The sequence below is a fragment of the Pseudomonas sp. LG1D9 genome (assembly GCF_002949995.1).
GTDB classification, from domain to species: domain Bacteria; phylum Pseudomonadota; class Gammaproteobacteria; order Pseudomonadales; family Pseudomonadaceae; genus Aquipseudomonas; species Aquipseudomonas proteolytica.
Genome location: NZ_CP026881.1, coordinates 3,301,155 through 3,319,568, shown reverse-complemented (window position 1 = coordinate 3,319,568; position 18,414 = coordinate 3,301,155). Strand labels below are relative to the sequence as shown.

Below are 18,414 nucleotides of genomic sequence, written 5' to 3'. Positions count from 1 at the left end.
CTCGGCAGGGGCAAGGGAAGGCAGATTAACTCACAAACACTGCAAATCTACTGTAGGAGCGGGCTTGCCGGCTCCTACCTTAGGTTTGTGTTTAGTCATTTTTATGGGGAAAACGCCGTAGATCCAGGGTCATAGGCAGTTCATCGTTGATCACCACCGGGGGTATCGGCAACTTCCCGGGGCTATGCCCCAAGCGGAAAAACCGCGCCATGCGCCGGCTCTCCGCTTCATTGGCATTGACCGGCAGGCTGTCGTAATTGCGCCCGCCCGGATGGGCCACGTGGTACTGGCAACCGCCCAGGGAACGCTGCATCCACGTATCGAGCAGATCGAATACCAAAGGTGCGTGCACCGCAATGGTCGGCTGCAGGCAGTTGGCCGGTTGCCAGGCGCGATAACGTACGCCCGCGACGAACTCGCCCACCCGGCCGGTGGCGTGCAGCGGCACGGCCACGCCGTTGCAGGTCAACACATAGCGCTGGGGTGGCAAGCCGCTGAGTTTCACCTGCAAACGCTCAAGGGATGAATCCACATAGCGCACCGTACCGCCCGCTGCGCCCTCTTCACCCAGCACATGCCAGGGCTCCAGGGCCTGGCGCAGTTCCAGCTCGATACCGCTGACGGCATAGTCGCCCACCTTGGGAAAACGGAACTCCAGGTGTGCGGCAAACCATTCGGCACGCAGCGGATAACCGGCCGCGTTGAGTTCGACGATCACGTCGGCAAAATCCTGCTCGATAAAGTGCGGCAGCAGGAACCGGTCGTGCAGCTCCGTGCCCCAGCGCGCCAGCTTTGGCGGCGCGTAGGGCTCACGCCAGAAGCGCGCCACCAGGGCTCGCAACAGCAACTGCTGGGTCAGGCTCATGCGTGCGTGGGGCGGCATCTCAAAGGCGCGCAGCTCCAGCAAACCCAGGCGGCCGGTGGCGCCGTCGGGGGAGTAGAGCTTGTCGATGCAAAACTCGGCGCGGTGGGTGTTGCCAGTCACGTCGATCAGCAGGTTGCGCAGTAAGCGGTCCACCAGCCACGGTGGGCATTCCTCGCCTGGCGCGGGCATCTGCGCGAAGGCGATTTCCAGTTCATACAACGCATCGTTGCGCGCCTCATCCACCCGTGGCGCCTGTGAGGTGGGGCCGATAAACAGCCCGGAAAACAGGTACGACAAGGACGGGTGGTTGTGCCAGTAGCTGATCAGGCTGCGCAGCAGGTCCGGGCGGCGCAGGAACGGCGAATCCTTGGGCGTGGCGCCGCCCAGCACGAAGTGGTTGCCGCCGCCGGTGCCGGTGTGGCGCCCGTCGATCATGAATTTTTCGGTGGTCAGGCGAGTTTGCCGGGCTTCCTCATAGAGGAACTCGGTGCGTTCCACCAATTCATCCCAGGTTGTCGATGGCTGCACGTTGACTTCGATCACGCCTGGGTCGGGCGTGACGCGGAAGTTGCTCAGGCGTGGATCGCTCGGCGGCTCGTAGCCTTCCAGCAGCACCGGGCAATGCAGTTCCTGGGCGGTGGCCTCGATGGCGGCCACCAGTTCCAGGTAGTCCTCGACCCGCTCCAGGGGCGGCATGAACAGGTAGAGCCGCCCCCCGCGCGCTTCGGCACACAACGCGGTGCGGGTCAGCCAGTCAGCGGACTCGTCGACCTTGGGCACACGCTCGTCGATGGGGGCGGGCTCGCCAGGCGCTGGCGCGGTGAAGGGCAGCTCCGGCAGGTCCTGATTGGGGTCGGTCGGATGCACAAAGGGGTAGTCTGCCGCCGTCACCCAAGGCTGTGAAGCCAGGGGCAAGCGATAGCCCAGCGGCGAATCACCCGGTACCAGCCGGCAATGGCTGTCGCGCAGGTACCACCGGCCACTCTGCCAGCGGTCGTTGGCGGCCGTGCGCGCCAGGGGCAGCACATGGCCGATGACTTTATCCAGGCCCTGGCTGAACACCTTGCGCAGGCGTTCGCGCTCCAGCCCATCCTCCAGGCGTGAATCCTCGGCACTGACGTTCTGCGGCAAGGCACCTTCGCGCCACAGGTAGTAAAAATTGTCCTCGAAGGCCGGGAATACATAGCGCGCGGGGAGTTTCAGGCGCTCGGCAATGCTCGCCAGGAAGCGCCCGGCCATCACGTCATCGGCGCCGTAGTCTTGCTGCTCGTCGGCAATCAACGCGTCGTTGTGCCAGACCGGCACGCCATCGCGGCGCCAATGGCAATTGAGCGACCAACGCGGCAGTTGCTCGCCGGGGTACCACTTGCCCTGGCCGAAATGCACCAGGCCCTTGGGCGCGTAGTGCTTACGCATGCGCTGGAACAACTCGGCAGACAGGCGGCGCTTGTCCGGGCCGAGGGCGGCGGTGTTCCATTCGGCACCGTCGGGGTCGTCGATGGAAACAAACGTCGGCTCGCCGCCCATGGTCAGGCGCACATCGTCCTTGAGCAGGTCGCCATCGATCTGCCGGCCCAGGGCCTGGATCGCCAGCCATTGTTCTTCGGTGTAGGGCTTGGTCACCCGAGGGGCTTCCCAGATGCGCTCCACGGACATTTCGTGGGTGAATTCGCACTCGCACGGCTCCACCAGCCCACTGATCGGGGCGGCGGACGATGGATCGGGACTACAGGCCAACGGAATATGGCCTTCACCGGCGAACAGCCCGGAGGTGGCATCCAGGCCAATCCAGCCGGCGCCGGGCAAATACACCTCGCACCAGGCGTGCAGGTCGGTGAAGTCCACCTCGGTGCCAGACGGGCCGTCGAGGGCCTTGACGTCGGCGGTGAGCTGGATCAGGTAACCGGAGACAAATCGCGCCGCCAAGCCCAGGTTACGCAGCAATTGCACCAGCAGCCAGGCCGAATCGCGACACGAGCCGGAGGCGTTTTCCAGGGTGAATTCCGGGGTTTGCACGCCCGGCTCCATGCGGATCAGGTAGCCGATATCCGCCGCCAGGCGCTGGTTGAGACCGACCAGGAAATCCACGGCCGGCAGCGGCGTACGGTCGATAGCGGCCAGGTACGCGGCAAATTTTGGCGTCAGCGGCAGGGTTTCCAGGTACGGCGCCAGCTCGCGCTGCTCATCGGCGGCGTAGCTGAAAGGGATTTTTTCGGCGTAGGGCTCAAGGAAAAAGTCGAACGGATTGAACACCGCCATCTCAGCGACCAGGTCGACTTCGATGCGCAGCTCATCGGTTTTTTCCGGGAACACCAGGCGCGCCAGGTAATTGCCCTGGGGGTCTTGCTGCCAATTGATGAAGTGCTGCTCGGGCAGCACCTTCAGCGCATAGGACAGGATCCGCGTGCGGCTATGGGCCGCCGGGCGCAGGCGCACAATCTGCGGGCCAAGCTCCACCGCACGGTCGTAGCGGTAATGCGTAACATGGTGCAACGCGACATGAATCGACACGGCGGCCTCCTGCGAGCCAGGGCATGGAAACAAAGCGCGCAAGACTTATGCCAGAGCGGCGGTCATTACGCTTTATCGAGGGACCCGGTGCAGTACAGCACCAAAACGGCGCGAGAGTGAACGCCGTGGTGCGAGGGTTGCACATATTTGTGGCGCAAGTGCGGGGCGCAGTGGTGAATCTACCCAATCAACGCTTTTTGCGCGTTGCGATAAAACCGGTTATCGAAGGCGACACCCTCACATGCGACTACTCGATCTAGCGGTTGATTTGACAGACTGCCGAATGCGACGGATTCCAACGAGTTTTGTACGCATCTCTCGTTGGACGTTGCTGTTAAGTGTCAGTAATCCAAGGAGTGGGAATAACAGCGCCAACCCGTAGAGACCTTTATGAGGCTGGTACTGAACCATTGGAACTACAAACACCAGACAGGCGAGGTAGATACCGACCATCACCCACACCCAGGAGGGTCGGCCCCGCAAAATCATAAAGTTGCTATGGACCGTCAACAGAATGAGCAGCGCCCCGACCAACATGATCTTGAGCCCCACTTGAGCCAGCGGCACATCACGAAAATAAGTGACGAACGCCAGCGCCACAGCCAGCGCCAACGAAAAATACGCAGCGAATACGCCACCCATAAACGTCAGAAAGTATTGCCTAAAAAAGTCTCGCAACGTCATTAGCTGGTTCATTCGTTTATTTCCTCGTACAGCCCTATCGCGATGGTATTGACGTTTCCGGAGTACGCACTCCCGCCAAACCCTACGCTTGCGCCCAGGACATCCTTGATCTGGGTAGTGGTGCTGTGCTTGAGCTGCGTAGGGGTGAAACGCTTGGTGAGTTCACCCGACGCCTGCTTCAATTTGAGCATCTTCGCAGTCAAGCTGGGATGGTTGATGCTGAGTAGCTCTTTCGTGAGCTTGGCTCTTTCCTGGCGATTCAACCCGCGAAGCACGTCACGCAGACTCTTGCCCGTCGATGCTTTGGCGGCCCTGACCAGCTTGACCGTCGTCAGGGCCGAAGCGCCCACGCCTGCCAGTGATACTGCGTCCAGCACAATGGAAGCATTCTGGTACCAGCCCTCACTGTCGAGCCAATCCTTTACCTCAGGCTTGGCGACCTCCAGCGCTGTTCGAGCAATGCCGTTGAAACACTGAAGCGAACTTGCACCGGCAGCCGCATATCCCACCACAACGATGACGGAACTGGCACCGCCACTGAAAGGCACCAGAATTGTTCCACTGGCGATCGCAGCCCAACTGATGACAGCCCCCAAGCAGGAGACTCCGGTATTTACGGCTTCGCCAATCAGTCGGGATTCTCGAGGATTGCTCACGACATGTTGGGCAAACTGCGTCGGCGCGATGTACCTCTGCGCCTCACGCAAAATGATGCGCTTGGGCTTGATGCTGCAGATCGGCTTGAACTCGCGCAGGGTAATGACATTGAAGTCAGCGTCGATATACACCACCCCCGCGCCGACGATGCCGGGGTCGGCGTCGATGGCGGCGAACAGGCGGGGGAGGTTGATCTGGCTTTCGATGCGCTGGCGCGCCATGAACTGGGAGCGGTTGGAGTCCATGCCGATGTTGAGCAGGGGGTTGCTCATGGGGTGTTCTTCCTTGAAGGGTTCGAGTGACCGCAGAGGCCTCATTTCTGTAAGAGCGAGCTTGCTCGCGAGAAACTCACAAGCGCCGCGTTTGTCCAGGCAGCTCGCGTTATCGTTGACGTTTTTCGCGAGCAAGCTCGCTCCTACAGGTATGGCGGCTTAACGGGCGCCACCTTAACAAACAGGTTCCCCACCCGCTAGAAAGCAAAACGCCAGCACGAGGCTGGCGTTTTGCATGTTCAGGCTGCGATCAACGCGGTACGACCGGCTTGCGCGCAGGCTTGCCGCCCTTGCCCTTCGCCGCATCAGCGCGCTCCTTGGCCGCCTGTTTGTTACGTGCCTGGGCCGCGGCCTTGGCTTGTTCGCGCTTGTCCCACGGGTTGCTGCCGTCGCTGCCGCGAGGTGGCAGGCCGGTGTGCTGGGTGAGGATCCTGGTGGCGGTTTCCTTGGCGACCTTATGGCTGCCCACCGGCGTCGAGTTCTTGCGACGGGCACTCTGGTAGCTGTCGGTGGACGGCTGGTGCAACGGGATCAACTGGTCCTTGCCCGACCCGATCAAGTCGGCGCGGCCCATGCGGGTCAATGCTTCACGCAGCATCGGCCAGCCCTTCGGGTCGTGGTAGCGCAAGAACGCCTTGTGCAGGCGGCGCTGGTCTTCGCTCTTGACGATGGTCACCGCGTCGCTCTTGTAGGTGACCTTGCGCAGCGGGTTCTTGCCCGAGTGGTACATCGCGGTGGCGGTGGCCATTGGCGAGGGGTAGAACGCCTGCACCTGGTCGGCGCGGAAGCCATTGCCCTTGAGCCACAGGGCCAGGTTCATCATGTCTTCATCGGTGGTGCCCGGGTGGGCCGCGATGAAATACGGGATCAGGTACTGTTCCTTGCCCGCTTCCTTGGTGTACTTCTCGAACATGCGCTTGAACTTGTCATAGCTGCCGATGCCCGGTTTCATCATCTGGTTGAGCGGACCTTCCTCGGTGTGTTCCGGGGCGATCTTCAGGTAACCACCGACGTGGTGGGTCACCAGTTCCTTGACGTACTCCGGCGACTCGACAGCCAGGTCGTAGCGCAGGCCGGAAGCGATCAAAATCTTCTTCACACCCGGCAATGCACGGGCGCTGCGGTACAGCTGGATCAAGGAGGAGTGGTCGGTGTTCAGGTTCGGGCAGATGCCGGGGAACACGCACGATGGCTTGCGGCACGCGGATTCGATTTCCGGGCTCTTGCAGGCGATGCGGTACATGTTCGCGGTAGGGCCGCCGAGGTCGGAAATCACCCCGGTAAAGCCCGGGACCTTGTCGCGGATCTCTTCGATCTCGCGAATGATCGACTCTTCGGAACGGTTCTGGATGATCCGGCCTTCGTGCTCGGTGATCGAGCAGAAGGTGCAGCCGCCGAAGCAGCCACGCATGATGTTCACCGAGAAGCGGATCATGTCGTAGGCCGGGATCTTCTCCTTGCCGTACACAGGATGCGGGACACGTGCGTAAGGCATGCCAAACACGTAGTCCATTTCTTCGGTGGTCATGGGAATGGGCGGCGGGTTGAACCACACGTCTACTTCGCCATGCTTCTGCACCAGGGCGCGGGCGTTGCCTGGGTTGGTTTCCAGGTGCAACACGCGGTTGGCGTGGGCATACAGCACCGCGTCGCCACGCACTTTCTCTACGGAAGGCAGGCGGATCACGGTCTTGTCGCGGGTCATGCGCGGGCTGGCCAGGATCTGTACGACCTTGGCTTCTTCCGGATCTTCAACCGGGCCCTTTTCCTGCTCGATGGCGCAGGCCTGGGTGTCCTGGGTATTCACGTACGGGTTGATGATCTTGTCGACCTTGCCCGGGCGGTCGATACGGGTGGAGTCCACTTCGTACCAGCCGGCTGGCGTGTCACGGCGAATGAACGCGGTGCCGCGCACATCGGTGATGTCCTCGATCTTGTGGCCCCACGACAGGCGCTGGGCAACCTCGACGATGGCCCGCTCGGCGTTGCCGTACAGCAGGATGTCGGCGGTGGCATCGATCAGGATCGAGTTACGCACCCGGTCCTGCCAGTAGTCGTAGTGGGCGATGCGACGCAGGGAAGCTTCGATACCGCCGAGTACGATCGGCACGTTCTTGTAGGCTTCCTTGCAGCGCTGGCTGTACACCAGGCTCGCGCGGTCCGGGCGTTTGCCGGCCATGCCGCCAGGGGTGTAGGCGTCGTCGGAACGGATTTTCTTGTCGGCGGTGTAGCGGTTGATCATCGAGTCCATGTTGCCGGCCGCGACGCCGAAGAACAGGTTCGGCTCGCCGAGCTTCATGAAATCGTCTTTGGACTGCCAGTTGGGCTGGGCAATGATCCCGACGCGGAAGCCCTGGGACTCCAGCAGCCGGCCGATGATTGCCATGCCGAACGACGGATGGTCAACGTAGGCATCACCGGTGACGATGATGATGTCGCATGAATCCCAGCCGAGCTGATCCATCTCCTCCCTGCTCATGGGCAGGAATGGCGCTGGACCGAAACATTCGGCCCAGTACTTGGGATAGTCAAATAACGGCTTGGCTGTTTGCATGACGGTGACCGGTGTTGAGATGAAAAATCGCGGGCGCGGAATATAGCACAAATTTTGACCAATTCCGACGGTAATGGTCGGAATTGTGGAGTGCCCTGAATTGTGAATGCTTTGCAATGTGGGAGCGGGCTTGCTCGCGAAAGCGGCGGATCAGTCAGTCGATATATTGACTGACACACCGCCTTCGCGAGCAAGCCCGCTCCCACATTGGAGGGCGCTTATTCGTCGTCGTCGAAGTTATAACTGCCCGGCGCCAGGTTTTCGAAGCGCGTGTATTTGCCGATGAAGGCCAGGCGGATAAAGCCGATCGGCCCGTTACGCTGCTTGCCGATGATGATTTCGGCAATGCCCTTGTGCTCCGTCTCGGGGTGATACACCTCGTCGCGGTACACGAACATGATCACGTCGGCATCCTGCTCGATCGCTCCGGATTCCCGCAAGTCGGAGTTCACCGGGCGCTTGTTCGGGCGTTGTTCCAAGGAACGGTTGAGCTGGGACAGGGCCACCACCGGGCAGTTGAATTCCTTGGCCAGGGCTTTGAGGGACCGAGAGATTTCGGAAATCTCGTTGGTACGGTTATCACCGCTGGAGCCAGGGATCTGCATCAACTGCAGGTAGTCGATCATGATCAGGGCGATGTCGCCGTGCTCACGCACCAGGCGCCGGGTACGCGCACGCATCTCGGAGGGGCTGATACCGGCGGTGTCGTCGATGAACAGCTTGCGGTCATTGAGCAGATTGACCGCCGAGGTCAGGCGCGGCCAATCGTCGTCTTCCAGGCGACCGGCACGCACTTTGGTCTGGTCGATCCGACCCAGCGAGGAAAGCATACGCATGATCAGCGATTCGCCTGGCATCTCCAGGGAGTACACCAGTACGGCCTTGTCGCTGCGCAACACGGCGTTTTCCACCAGGTTCATCGCAAAGGTGGTCTTACCCATGGATGGACGGCCGGCGACGATGATCAGGTCGGACGGCTGCAGGCCGCTGGTCTTCTCGTCGAGGTCGGTGTAGCCGGTGGAGATACCGGTGATGGCGTTGTCGGTGTTGAACAAGGTGTCGATACGGTCGATAGCCTTGGTCAACAGGTCGTTGACGCTGACCGGGCCGCCGGTTTTCGGGCGGGCTTCGGCGATCTGGAAGATCTGCCGTTCGGCTTCGTCGAGGATCTCGGCGGCAGTGCGGCCTTCGGGGTTGAAGGCGCTGTCGGCGATTTCGGTGCTGATGCCGATCAACTGGCGCAGGGTTGCCCGCTCGCGCACGATTTGGGCGTAGGCCTTGATGTTGGCGACGGATGGCGTGTTTTTCGCCAGCTCGCCCAGGTAACCGAGGCCGCCAACTTGTGAAGTCTGGCCTTCCTTGTCCAGTTGCTCGGCCAGGGTCACCACGTCGATCGGTGAGTTCTGGTCGGCCAGCTTGGCAATGGCGCGGAAGATCAGGCGGTGGTCATGGCGATAGAAGTCACCGTCCGAGACTTGATCGAGCACGCGTTCCCAGGCGTTGTTGTCCAGCATCAAGCCACCGAGCACGGCCTGTTCGGCCTCGATGGAATGCGGCGGCACCTTCAGGGCAGCGGTTTGCAGATCGTATTGCTCAGGAGCTGAAATATCGTTCATGGCCACTTGGAATTAGGGGTGTGTAGAAAAACAAAAGGCACGACCTGTAAACAGGATCGTGCCCGATGTTAACTGGCTGACACGCGAGGTGCCAGTCAGTTAGGTGCTTCTTAAGCTGCTACCACGACAACGCGTACGGTGGCTTCAACTTCAGCGTGCAGGTGCACGGCTACGTCGAATTCGCCTACGTTGCGGATGGTGCCGTTCGGCAGACGAACTTCGCTCTTCTGCACTTCAACGCCGGAGGCGGTCAGTGCGTCAGCGATGTCGTGAGTACCGATCGAACCGAACAGCTTGCCTTCGTCGCCAGCGGTGGCAGTGATAGTCACTTCCAGCTCGGCCAGTTGGGCAGCACGGGTTTCAGCCGAAGCTTTTTTGTCTGCTGCGGCTTTTTCCAGCTCAGCGCGACGCTCTTCAAACGCGGCCAGGTTGGCAGCGGTTGCAGCGGTGGCTTTGCCGTATGGCAGCAGGTAGTTACGACCGTAGCCGGCCTTAACGTTTACTTTGTCGCCCAGGTTGCCCAGGTTGGCGACTTTTTCCAGAAGGATCAGTTGCATGTGAAAATCCTCTAACTTTTAACCTTCACCGTTCGCGTTATCGGCGTCTTTCGGCGCCAGACGACCGCGAAAATCAATCAGGCCGTCGACAATGGCCAAGACCACGAGTAACGGATAGATCAGTTGCATAAACAGCAACAGCGTCACGTACAACCCCACCAGCCAGAACTTGGCCAGGCGCTTTTGCGCCACCAGCCCGTGTATCAGGGCCAGCCCGGCAATCACCAGCGGTACGCTGCACAACGGCGTCAACATGGCCATTTGCGGGCCGAAGTTCGGCCCCACAAGCATGCACGCCAGCAGCAACATCGCTGGGCCTGCGGGGATTCTGATACTGCGAAACTCGCGACCAAAACCACCCGGGTTATACAACAACGCCTGCCAGTAGCGCCCAAGAATCAGGCTCAGCACACTGACGATCTGCAACAGTGCCGCTATCAGGCCGGTAAGGACCGGAGCAATCAGTGTGGCCATGCGCGCTCGCTCATCTACCGACAATTGCTGGTAGAGATCCCCGAGGGCCAGTGGCAGGATTTTTACCAACTCCTGCGACAGCGCCTCGATTTGCGGGCGGAAAGCCGCGCCAAGCACCACTGAATACACCACTCCCAATGCCACGCTGACCAGCAGCGTACGGACCCAGGACTCACTTGCGCGCAGAACCAACGCAAGGCTCGAAGACCCCAGCAGTACCAGAAGTACCCGTGGATCGTCGAATTGCAGCCACCAGATCAAGGCCGGCAGCAACCCCAGGGCAAGGACGCCCAAGGCGTCCTTCAAACCGCGCCGCAGCAGCACAAGGCTTCCTGCGGCAGCACCCAACCAATACAACAACGGCAACGCTGCACATCCAGCCACTACCAGAGTGGCCTGCACACGACCGCGCATGATGAACTCAGCTAAGGCGCGCATGCATTCAATCCCTTACTACTTGTCGACTGCCCGGTCTCAGCGGCCGTGGCTGTCGGTGTAGGCCAGCAGGGCCAGGAAGCGGGCGCGCTTGATAGCGGTGGCCAGCTGACGCTGATAACGAGCTTTGGTACCGGTGATACGGCTTGGAACAATTTTGCCGGTCTCGGATACGTAGGCTTTCAGAGTGTTGAGATCTTTGTAGTCGATCTCCTTCACTTCTTCAGCGGTGAAGCGGCAAAACTTACGACGACGGAAGAAACGTGCCATTTGATAGGCTCCTTAATAAGGTCCGTGGATTACTCGTCAGCGTTATCGCTGTTGTCGCTGTCATCACTATCAGCGCTTTCAGCGCCTTCGTGCTCAGGACGGTCGCGACGCTCACGGCGCTCACTGCGGTTTTCTTCAGCCTTGAGCATCTCGGATTGGCCGGTAACGGCTTCTTCGCGACGGATGACCAGGTTACGGATCACTGCATCGTTGTAGCGGAAGTTGTCTTCCAGCTCGGCCAGGGCCTTGCCAGTGCACTCAACGTTCAGCATCACGTAGTGAGCCTTGTGAACATTGTTGATTGCGTAGGCCAGTTGACGACGGCCCCAATCTTCCAGACGGTGGATTTTGCCGCCGTCTTCTTCGATCAGCTTGGTGTAACGCTCAACCATGCCGCCGACTTGCTCGCTTTGATCCGGGTGGACCAAAAAGATGATTTCGTAATGACGCATGAATGCTCCTTACGGGTTGTAGCCTGCCGCTCAAAAACGGTCAGACAAGGAGTGAATGACACTTAGGAATCTTGCCGCTGGGAGGCACATGCGTGCCCGCCGGGAAGGCAAGGGGCGCAATTGTAGAGAAGGGGAAGAAAGGGTGCAAGGCAATTGGTGATTATTTGAACAATCTTTCAAGCGATGCAAAACCAGTGTGGGAGCGGGCTTGCTCGCGAATACGTCAGGCCAGCCAACATTTATGGCGACTGACACTGCGCATTCGCGAGCAAGCCCGCTCCCACATTTGGACCTGCGTCAGGCCTGATTATTTCTTGGTCTTGGCCTTGGCGCCGCGCTGGCGCTGGGCTTCGAACAGGCAGACGCCCGTTGCGACTGAAACGTTGAGGCTGCTGACGCTACCGGCCATCGGCAAGTGCACCAGGTAGTCGCAATGCTCGCGGGTCAGGCGACGCATACCCTTGCCTTCTGCCCCCATGATCAAGATGGTCGGGCCAGTAAGGTCCTGGTCATAGATACTGACCTCGGCCTCCCCCGCCGTACCCACGACCCACAAGCCGCGCTGCTGGAGTTTTTCCAGGGTGCGCGCCAGGTTGGTCACGGCCACCAGCGGAATCACTTCCGCCGCGCCGCAGGCAACTTTACGCACAACCGGCGTCAAGGTGGCCGACTTGTCTTTAGGCACGATCACCGCCAGCGCACCGGCAGCGTCCGCCGAACGCAGGCAGGCGCCGAGGTTGTGCGGATCGGTCACGCCGTCAAGCACCAGCAACAGCGGCGCGCCTTCGGTGCGATCGAGCAGCTCGTCGAGCATCGCTTCGCCCCAGACCTGGCTCGGACTCACGTCCGCGACCACGCCCTGGTGCACGCCTTCGACCCAGACGTCCATTTCACGACGCTCGGCCTGGCCGATGGCAACCTTGTTCTGGTTGGCCAGCTCGACCAGCGCTTGCACGCGCGGCTCGCTACGACCTTCGGCCAGCCACACTTGCTTGACGCGCTTGGGATGGTGACGCAACAACGCTTCTACGGCGTGCACGCCGTAGATTTTTTCCAGACTCATGACTTGGCCTTAGGTTTGCGCGACCCGCCGCTTTTCGCAGGGGCCGAACCCGCCTTAGGCGGGCCTTTACGGTGCTTACTCGGTTTGCTCGACGGTTTGTCGGCGCCCTGGGACTTTCCCCCAGACGCCGCTTTACCACCGCTTTTGGCTTCGTTGAGCAACTGCTGCTTCAATTCGCGACTCTTGCGCAGCTCGGCGTTTTTCGCCGCGGCATCGCTAGGACGGTAAGCATCGCTGACCTTTTCCTTGGTCGACGAGCGACGAGCAGGCTTGGCGGCTGGCTCAGCTGCAGCGGCAGCTTTCGCCGGAGCGCCTTTTTTCGCCGGCGCTGCAGTTTCAGCACCACGCTTCTTGCGGCCAATCGGAGCGTCGATGGTTTTTTCAGCCATCTCGAAGTCGATCTTGCGTTCGTCGAGATCGACGCGCATGACCCGCACTTCGACGGTATCGCCCAAACGGAAGCTACGACCGGTGCGCTCGCCCGCCAGGCGGTGATGCACAGGGTCGAAGTGGTAGTAGTCACCCGGCAAGGCGGTGACGTGCACCAGGCCTTCGACGTAGATGTCGGTCAGCTCGACGAACAGGCCAAAGCCGGTCACGGCGGTGATCACACCCGGGAACGACTCGCCTACGCGGTCTTTCATGAACTCGCACTTGAGCCAGTTCACCACATCACGAGTGGCTTCGTCGGCACGGCGCTCGCTCATGGAGCACTGCTCGCCCAACTGTTCCAGGGCCGCTTCGTCGTACGGATAGATCCGCGCCTTCGGAATGGTCATGGCACCGGCGCGCTTGACGTGCGGGGTGTTCTGCTTGGAATGGATCACGCTGCGGATTGCGCGGTGCGTGAGCAGGTCCGGGTAGCGACGGATCGGCGAGGTGAAGTGCGTGTACGCCTCGTAATTCAGGCCGAAGTGGCCCTGATTGTCGGCGCTGTACACTGCCTGGCTGAGGGAACGCAGCATCACGGTCTGGATCAAGTGGAAATCCGGACGATCCTTGATGCTGGCCAGCAGAGCCTGGTAATCCTTCGGCGATGGGCCGTCCTTGCCTTTGTGCAGCGACAGGCCGAGCTCGCCGAGGAAGGCGCGCAGTTTTTCCAGGCGCTCCGGCGGCGGACCATCGTGGACCCGATACAACGCAGGAATCTCGTGCTTTTTCAGGAACTCAGCGGTGGCCACGTTGGCCGCCAGCATGCATTCCTCGATCAGCTTGTGCGCGTCATTACGGGTGGTCGGCGTGATCTCGGCGATTTTGCGCTCGGAACCGAAGATGATCCGGGTTTCCTGGGTTTCAAAATCGATCGCGCCACGCACATGACGTGCGCCCAGCAACACCTTGTACAGCGAGTACAGCTGCTTGAGGTGCGGGACTACGTCTGCATACTGGGTGCGCAAAGCCTTGGCTTCGCTGGTCTTCGGCGTTTCCAGGATGGTGCTGACTTTGTTGTAGGTCAGGCGCGCCTGGGAGTGGATCACCGCTTCGTAGAACTGATAGTCGGTCATTTCGCCGGTTTTCGAGATGGTCATCTCGCACACCATGGCCAAACGGTCGACTTTCGGGTTCAGGGAGCACAGGCCGTTGGACAACTGCTCCGGCAGCATCGGGATCACGCGCTCAGGGAAGTACACGGAGTTGCCGCGCACCTGGGCTTCGTTATCCAGGGCCGAACCGATCTTCACGTAGCTGGATACGTCGGCAATCGCAACGAACAACTTCCAGCCGCCGGAGAACAGACGCAGTTTGCCGGGCTTGGCTTCGCAGTAGACCGCATCGTCGAAATCGCGGGCATCTTCACCGTCAATGGTGACGAACGGCAGATGGCGCAGGTCGATGCGCTTCTCTTTGTCTTTTTCTTCGACTTCCGGCTTGAGCTTGGCGGCTTCCTTGAGCACGGCCTCAGGCCAGACGTGCGGGATATCGTAGGTGCGCAGCGCAACATCGATTTCCATGCCCGGCGCCATGTAGTTGCCGACCACCTCGACGATATCGCCCTGTGGCTGGAAGCGTGGGGTTGGCCAGTGGGTGATTTTCACCTCGACAAACTGACCGACCTTGGCGGCGCCATTGCGGCCCGGGGTTACCAGCACTTCCTGCTGGACCTTCGGGTTGTCCGGAATCACGAAGCCGATGCCGCCTTCTTCGAAGTAACGACCGACGATGGACTCGTGGGCACGGGACACCACTTCGACGATCACGCCTTCACGGCGACCGCGACGGTCCAGGCCGGACACGCGCGCCAGGGCACGGTCGCCATCGAATACCAGGCGCATTTGCGCCGGGCTCATGAACAGGTCATCGCTGCCATCGTCAGGGATCAGGAAGCCGAAGCCATCACGGTGACCGGCAATGCGGCCAAGGATCAGGTCGAGCTTGTCCACCGGGGCGTAAGTGCCACGACGGGTGTAGATCAACTGTGCATCGCGCTCCATGGCGCGCAGGCGGCGGCGCAGCGCTTCGACCTGGTCTTCGGTGGTCAGACCGAATTCTTCAACCAGCTGCTCGCGGCTAGCAGGCGAACCCCGATCGGCGAGATGCGCCAGGATCAGTTCGCGGCTAGGAATAGGGTTTTCATATTTTTCCGCTTCACGAGCGGCCTCGGGATCGAGGGACTGCCAATCGGCCATTAGAGAGTTTTCACCTTGTCTATATGTGGGTTAGTTTGGCATACGCGTATTGAAACGGGAAATTTCCAGCAATAACTAGCCGGGAAATGCGTTTTATAGCCCCAGTAAGCCACCTTGCGCGACCGCCCGCGAAATTTTCCAGGCTTTTTTGATGACGGGGGTTTACAGCGCAAAAGTCACTCCGTATAGTGCGCGCCATCGACGACGGCAACGTTGAAGATACTGCCCAGATGGTGAAATTGGTAGACACGCCAGCTTCAGGTGCTGGTGACCGCAAGGTCGTGGAAGTTCGAGTCTTCTTCTGGGCACCAATTCAAAACCCAAGGCCAGCCTTGAGTTTCACAAAAACCCGCGAAAGCGGGTTTTTGCGTTACAGGCCTTTGATTTTTAACTGAAAATTTGATTTATAAAATCAAATCAGGGGTTTACAGATCAAAAAGCCCGCCGTATAGTTCGCCCCATCAACAGCGGCAACGTTGTTTGATAATGCCCAGGTGGTGAAATTGGTAGACACGCCAGCTTCAGGTGCTGGTGATCGCAAGGTCGTGGAAGTTCGAGTCTTCTCCTGGGCACCAGATTCAGATCAAACCCGCGAAAGCGGGTTTTTTCGTTTCTGGGGTTTAAAAACTCTGCCAGCAATTCCAGCCATGCCCGGACTTGAGAAGGTTTATCGTTTATCCTTGTAAGAATTTGTTGCATACAAGTGAGGAACACCCCGGATGATGATCCGCGATACCCGTCTCAAGACATCCCTTCTGCGTGGCCTGACCATCACTCTGCTCGGCCTGACCCTACTCTCGCCCACCGCCTATTCCGCCGACAAGGTTGAACTGACCTTGTACAACGGCCAGCACAAGGAAGTCGGCGATGAACTCGCCAAGGCCTTCGAGGCCAAAACTGGCATCCATGTGAATGTGCGCAAGGGCAGCAGCAACCAACTGGCCAGCCAGGTCGTTGAAGAGGGTGATCGCTCCCCTGCCGACGTGATCTACACCGAAGAGTCCCCGCCGCTGAACAAACTCGGCGAACAAAGCCTGCTGGCGACCATCGATGCCAGCACGCTAGATGTATTACCCAAGGAATACGTGGCCGCCGACGGCGCCTGGATGGGCGTGACCGCACGCACCCGGGTCGTGGCCTTCAACCCGAAACTGATCAAGGAAGACGAACTGCCCAAGTCGGTGCTGGATTTTGCCGGCCCCGAATGGCAAGGCAAGGTTGGCTTCGTCCCCACCAGCGGCGCCTTCCAGGAACAAGCCGTCGCGATCCTCAAGATGCACGGGCGCGACGCCGCCGAAGAATGGCTCACCGGCCTGCGCGCGTTCGGCAAGGTCTACAGCAACAATATGGTCGCCCTCAAAGCCGTGGAAAACGGCGAAGTGGCCACGGTGTTGGTGAACAACTACTACTGGTTTGCCCTGAAAAAGGAAAAGACCAACCTGGATTCGCAACTGCACTACTTCACCGATGGCGATGCCGGCGGCCTGATTACCGTATCCGCAGCAGCAGCACTGAAATCCAGCAAGCATCCCAAGGAAGCGCAGCAGTTGCTGGCGTTCATGGCCAGCGAAGAAGGCCAGCGCGTGATTACCAACACGTCCGCCGAATACCCGCTGCGCAAAGGCATGGAATCCAATCGCGGCCTCAAGCCATTTAGCGAACTGCAACCGCCGAAAATCACTCCCGCCGACCTGGGCAATGCCGAAGAAGCCCTGGAGCTGGAACGTGAGGTTGGCCTGAACTGATGAACCCATCGCTACCGACCCCCGCCTTGCGCGGGGGTTTTAGCCCACGGCGCAAGCGCCCCTCGATCTGGCTGCTGCTGCCGGTCTTGCTGTTGGTCGGCCTGAGCCTGTTGCCGTTGGTGTACGTGGGCCTCAAGGCCTGGCAAGCCGGCTGGGCCGAGGCAGTGCATCTGCTGTGGCGACCGTATGTGTTCGGGTTGCTGCGCAATACTTTGGCACTGATGATCGGCGTGACCGTGGCCTGCGCCGTGATCGGCCTGTCCCTGGCCTGGCTGCTGGAGCGCAGCAACCTCCCGGGCCGGCGCATCTGGGGCGTGATTTTGTGCCTGCCGTTTGCCGTGCCGGCGTTTGTCAGCAGCTTTACCTGGGTGTCGCTGAGTGCCCAGTTCGAAGGCCTTGGCGGGGCGATCCTGGTGATGACCCTGTCCAAGTACCCTCTGGTGTTTTTGCCGGTAGCGGCCACCCTGCGCAACCTCGATCCGTCCCTGGAAGAGTCGGCCCGCACCCTGGGGCTCAATCGCTGGGGCGTGTTCTTTCGCATTACTTTGCCGCTGTTGTGGCCGTCGCTGCTGGCCGGCGCCCTGCTGATTGCCCTGCATATGCTGGTGGAATTCGGCGCCCTGTCGATCATCGGCCTGCAAACCTTCACCACGGCGATCTACCAGCAGTTCGAACTGGAGTTCAGCAATGCCAACGCGGCGATGCTGTCTGCGGTATTGCTAATGATGTGCCTGACCCTGCTCTGGCTGGAATTGCGCGTGCGCGGCAAGGGCCGCCATGTGCGCACTGGGCAAGGCGCGGCGCGGCATGCCGAGCAGGTTCGACTGGGTAAATGGGCGCCACTGGGTCAGCTTTATTGCTTGATGCTGGCGATCATTGGCAGCGGCATTCCACTGGGGATGCTCGGTTACTGGCTGGCCGTCGGTTCTTCGGCCGCCTTCCCGGTCGCGCAAATCAGTGAGGCGTTGCTGTCGTCCCTGGCCTTGTCCCTGGGCGGCGCCGCACTTTGCCTGGCGCTGGCGGTGCCAGTCGGCTTGCTGGTGGTGCGCTACAAGGGCCAACTGGCGCTGTGGGCCGAACGCCTGCCCTACCTGCTGCACGCCCTGCCCGGCCTGGTGATTGCCTTGACCCTGGTGTATTTCGCCCTGCATTACGTGCCGGCGCTGTATCAGACCTCGGCACTGCTGTTGATCGCGTATGCATTGCTGTTCTTGCCGCTGGCCCAAGCGCCGATCCGGACCGCGCTGAACAAGGCGGCGCCCCAACTGGAGGAAGCGGCCCGCACGCTGGGTGCATCGTCATTCAGCGCATTTTGCCGGGTGACCCTGCCGATTATCTTTCCGGCATTGGGGGCCGCGTTTGCGCTGGTGTTCCTTGATGCGATGAAGGAATTGACCGCGACCCTGCTGCTTAGCCCGACCGGGCTGAATACCTTGGCCACTGCCGTGTGGGCGCATACCTCGAATGTGGAGTTTGCGGCAGCGGCGCCTTATGCGGCGTTGTTGATTGTGGTGTCGGGGTTGCCCGTCTATCTGCTCACGACGCGGATGTATCTGAGCCGCTGAGACCGCAATCGCGGGCAAGCCCGCTCCCACATTGGAACGCGATTACCTGTGGGAGCGGGCTTGCCCG

Annotated in this window: 13 protein-coding genes and 2 tRNA genes; 4 read left to right on the top strand and 11 right to left on the bottom strand. The window is 60.5% G+C overall.

Translation table 11 applies throughout. The annotated features are described in order from the left end of the window. Positions 1-91: 91 nt before the first annotated feature. From C5F71_RS15610 to rnr, 11 genes are all read right to left on the bottom strand, one after another. The gene (locus tag C5F71_RS15610; RefSeq protein WP_104911471.1) at positions 92-3,376 is read right to left on the bottom strand and encodes a DUF2126 domain-containing protein; all 3,285 of its coding nucleotides are present in this window, start codon (positions 3,374-3,376) and stop codon (positions 92-94) included. 237 nt (positions 3,377-3,613) lie between these two features. Beyond that, positions 3,614-4,072 (bottom strand): hypothetical protein, encoded by a 459-nt coding sequence (locus tag C5F71_RS15605; RefSeq protein WP_104911470.1) that lies wholly within the window; start codon positions 4,070-4,072, stop codon positions 3,614-3,616. Then, positions 4,069-4,989, bottom strand: a complete 921-nt coding sequence (locus C5F71_RS15600) for an NAD synthetase (protein ID WP_104912630.1) — start codon at positions 4,987-4,989, stop codon at positions 4,069-4,071. The genes C5F71_RS15605 and C5F71_RS15600 overlap by 4 nt, the downstream gene beginning before the upstream one ends. A gap of 250 nt (positions 4,990-5,239) precedes the next feature. Beyond that, positions 5,240-7,543 (bottom strand): YgiQ family radical SAM protein, encoded by a 2,304-nt coding sequence (locus tag C5F71_RS15595; RefSeq protein ID WP_104911469.1) that lies wholly within the window; start codon positions 7,541-7,543, stop codon positions 5,240-5,242. Between the two features lie 218 nt (positions 7,544-7,761). After that, entirely contained in the window at positions 7,762-9,159 is a 1,398-nt protein-coding gene (dnaB, locus tag C5F71_RS15585) for a replicative DNA helicase (protein ID WP_017138451.1), read from the bottom strand. Positions 9,160-9,269: 110 nt separating this feature from the next. Next, on the bottom strand, positions 9,270-9,716 hold the full coding sequence (gene rplI / locus C5F71_RS15580; RefSeq protein ID WP_003171376.1) for a 50S ribosomal protein L9: 447 nt from the start codon (positions 9,714-9,716) through the stop codon (positions 9,270-9,272). Positions 9,717-9,734: 18 nt separating this feature from the next. Beyond that, entirely contained in the window at positions 9,735-10,628 is an 894-nt protein-coding gene (locus C5F71_RS15575) for a hypothetical protein (RefSeq protein WP_029299607.1), read from the bottom strand. Between the two features lie 36 nt (positions 10,629-10,664). Next, complete coding sequence (gene rpsR, locus C5F71_RS15570; protein ID WP_003171373.1) at positions 10,665-10,895, bottom strand: 30S ribosomal protein S18; 231 nt, start codon at positions 10,893-10,895, stop codon at positions 10,665-10,667. Positions 10,896-10,924: 29 nt separating this feature from the next. Further along, entirely contained in the window at positions 10,925-11,347 is a 423-nt protein-coding gene (gene rpsF, locus C5F71_RS15565) for a 30S ribosomal protein S6 (protein WP_003217491.1), read from the bottom strand. A gap of 307 nt (positions 11,348-11,654) precedes the next feature. Further along, on the bottom strand, positions 11,655-12,410 hold the full coding sequence (rlmB, locus tag C5F71_RS15560) for a 23S rRNA (guanosine(2251)-2'-O)-methyltransferase RlmB (protein WP_032862039.1): 756 nt from the start codon (positions 12,408-12,410) through the stop codon (positions 11,655-11,657). Next, on the bottom strand, positions 12,407-15,037 hold the full coding sequence (gene rnr, locus C5F71_RS15555; RefSeq protein WP_070996432.1) for a ribonuclease R: 2,631 nt from the start codon (positions 15,035-15,037) through the stop codon (positions 12,407-12,409). The genes rlmB and rnr overlap by 4 nt, the downstream gene beginning before the upstream one ends. A 224-nt stretch (positions 15,038-15,261) precedes the next feature. Between rnr and C5F71_RS15550 the strand changes: the two genes are divergently transcribed. The 4 genes from C5F71_RS15550 (at position 15,262) to C5F71_RS15535 (ending at position 18,347) form a co-directional block, all read left to right on the top strand. Beyond that, a tRNA-Leu gene (locus tag C5F71_RS15550) sits at positions 15,262-15,348 on the top strand. Positions 15,349-15,525: 177 nt separating this feature from the next. Then, a tRNA-Leu gene (locus C5F71_RS15545) sits at positions 15,526-15,612 on the top strand. 144 nt (positions 15,613-15,756) lie between these two features. Then, positions 15,757-16,782: an extracellular solute-binding protein gene (locus C5F71_RS15540; protein ID WP_104911467.1), complete on the top strand. Its 1,026-nt coding sequence runs from the start codon at positions 15,757-15,759 to the stop codon at positions 16,780-16,782. After that, positions 16,782-18,347 carry an iron ABC transporter permease gene (locus tag C5F71_RS15535; protein ID WP_104911466.1) on the top strand — a complete coding sequence of 522 codons (1,566 nt, stop codon included), beginning with the start codon at positions 16,782-16,784 and terminating at the stop codon, positions 18,345-18,347. Before C5F71_RS15540 ends, C5F71_RS15535 begins: the two co-directional genes overlap by 1 nt. The last annotated feature ends 67 nt before the right edge of the window (positions 18,348-18,414 follow it).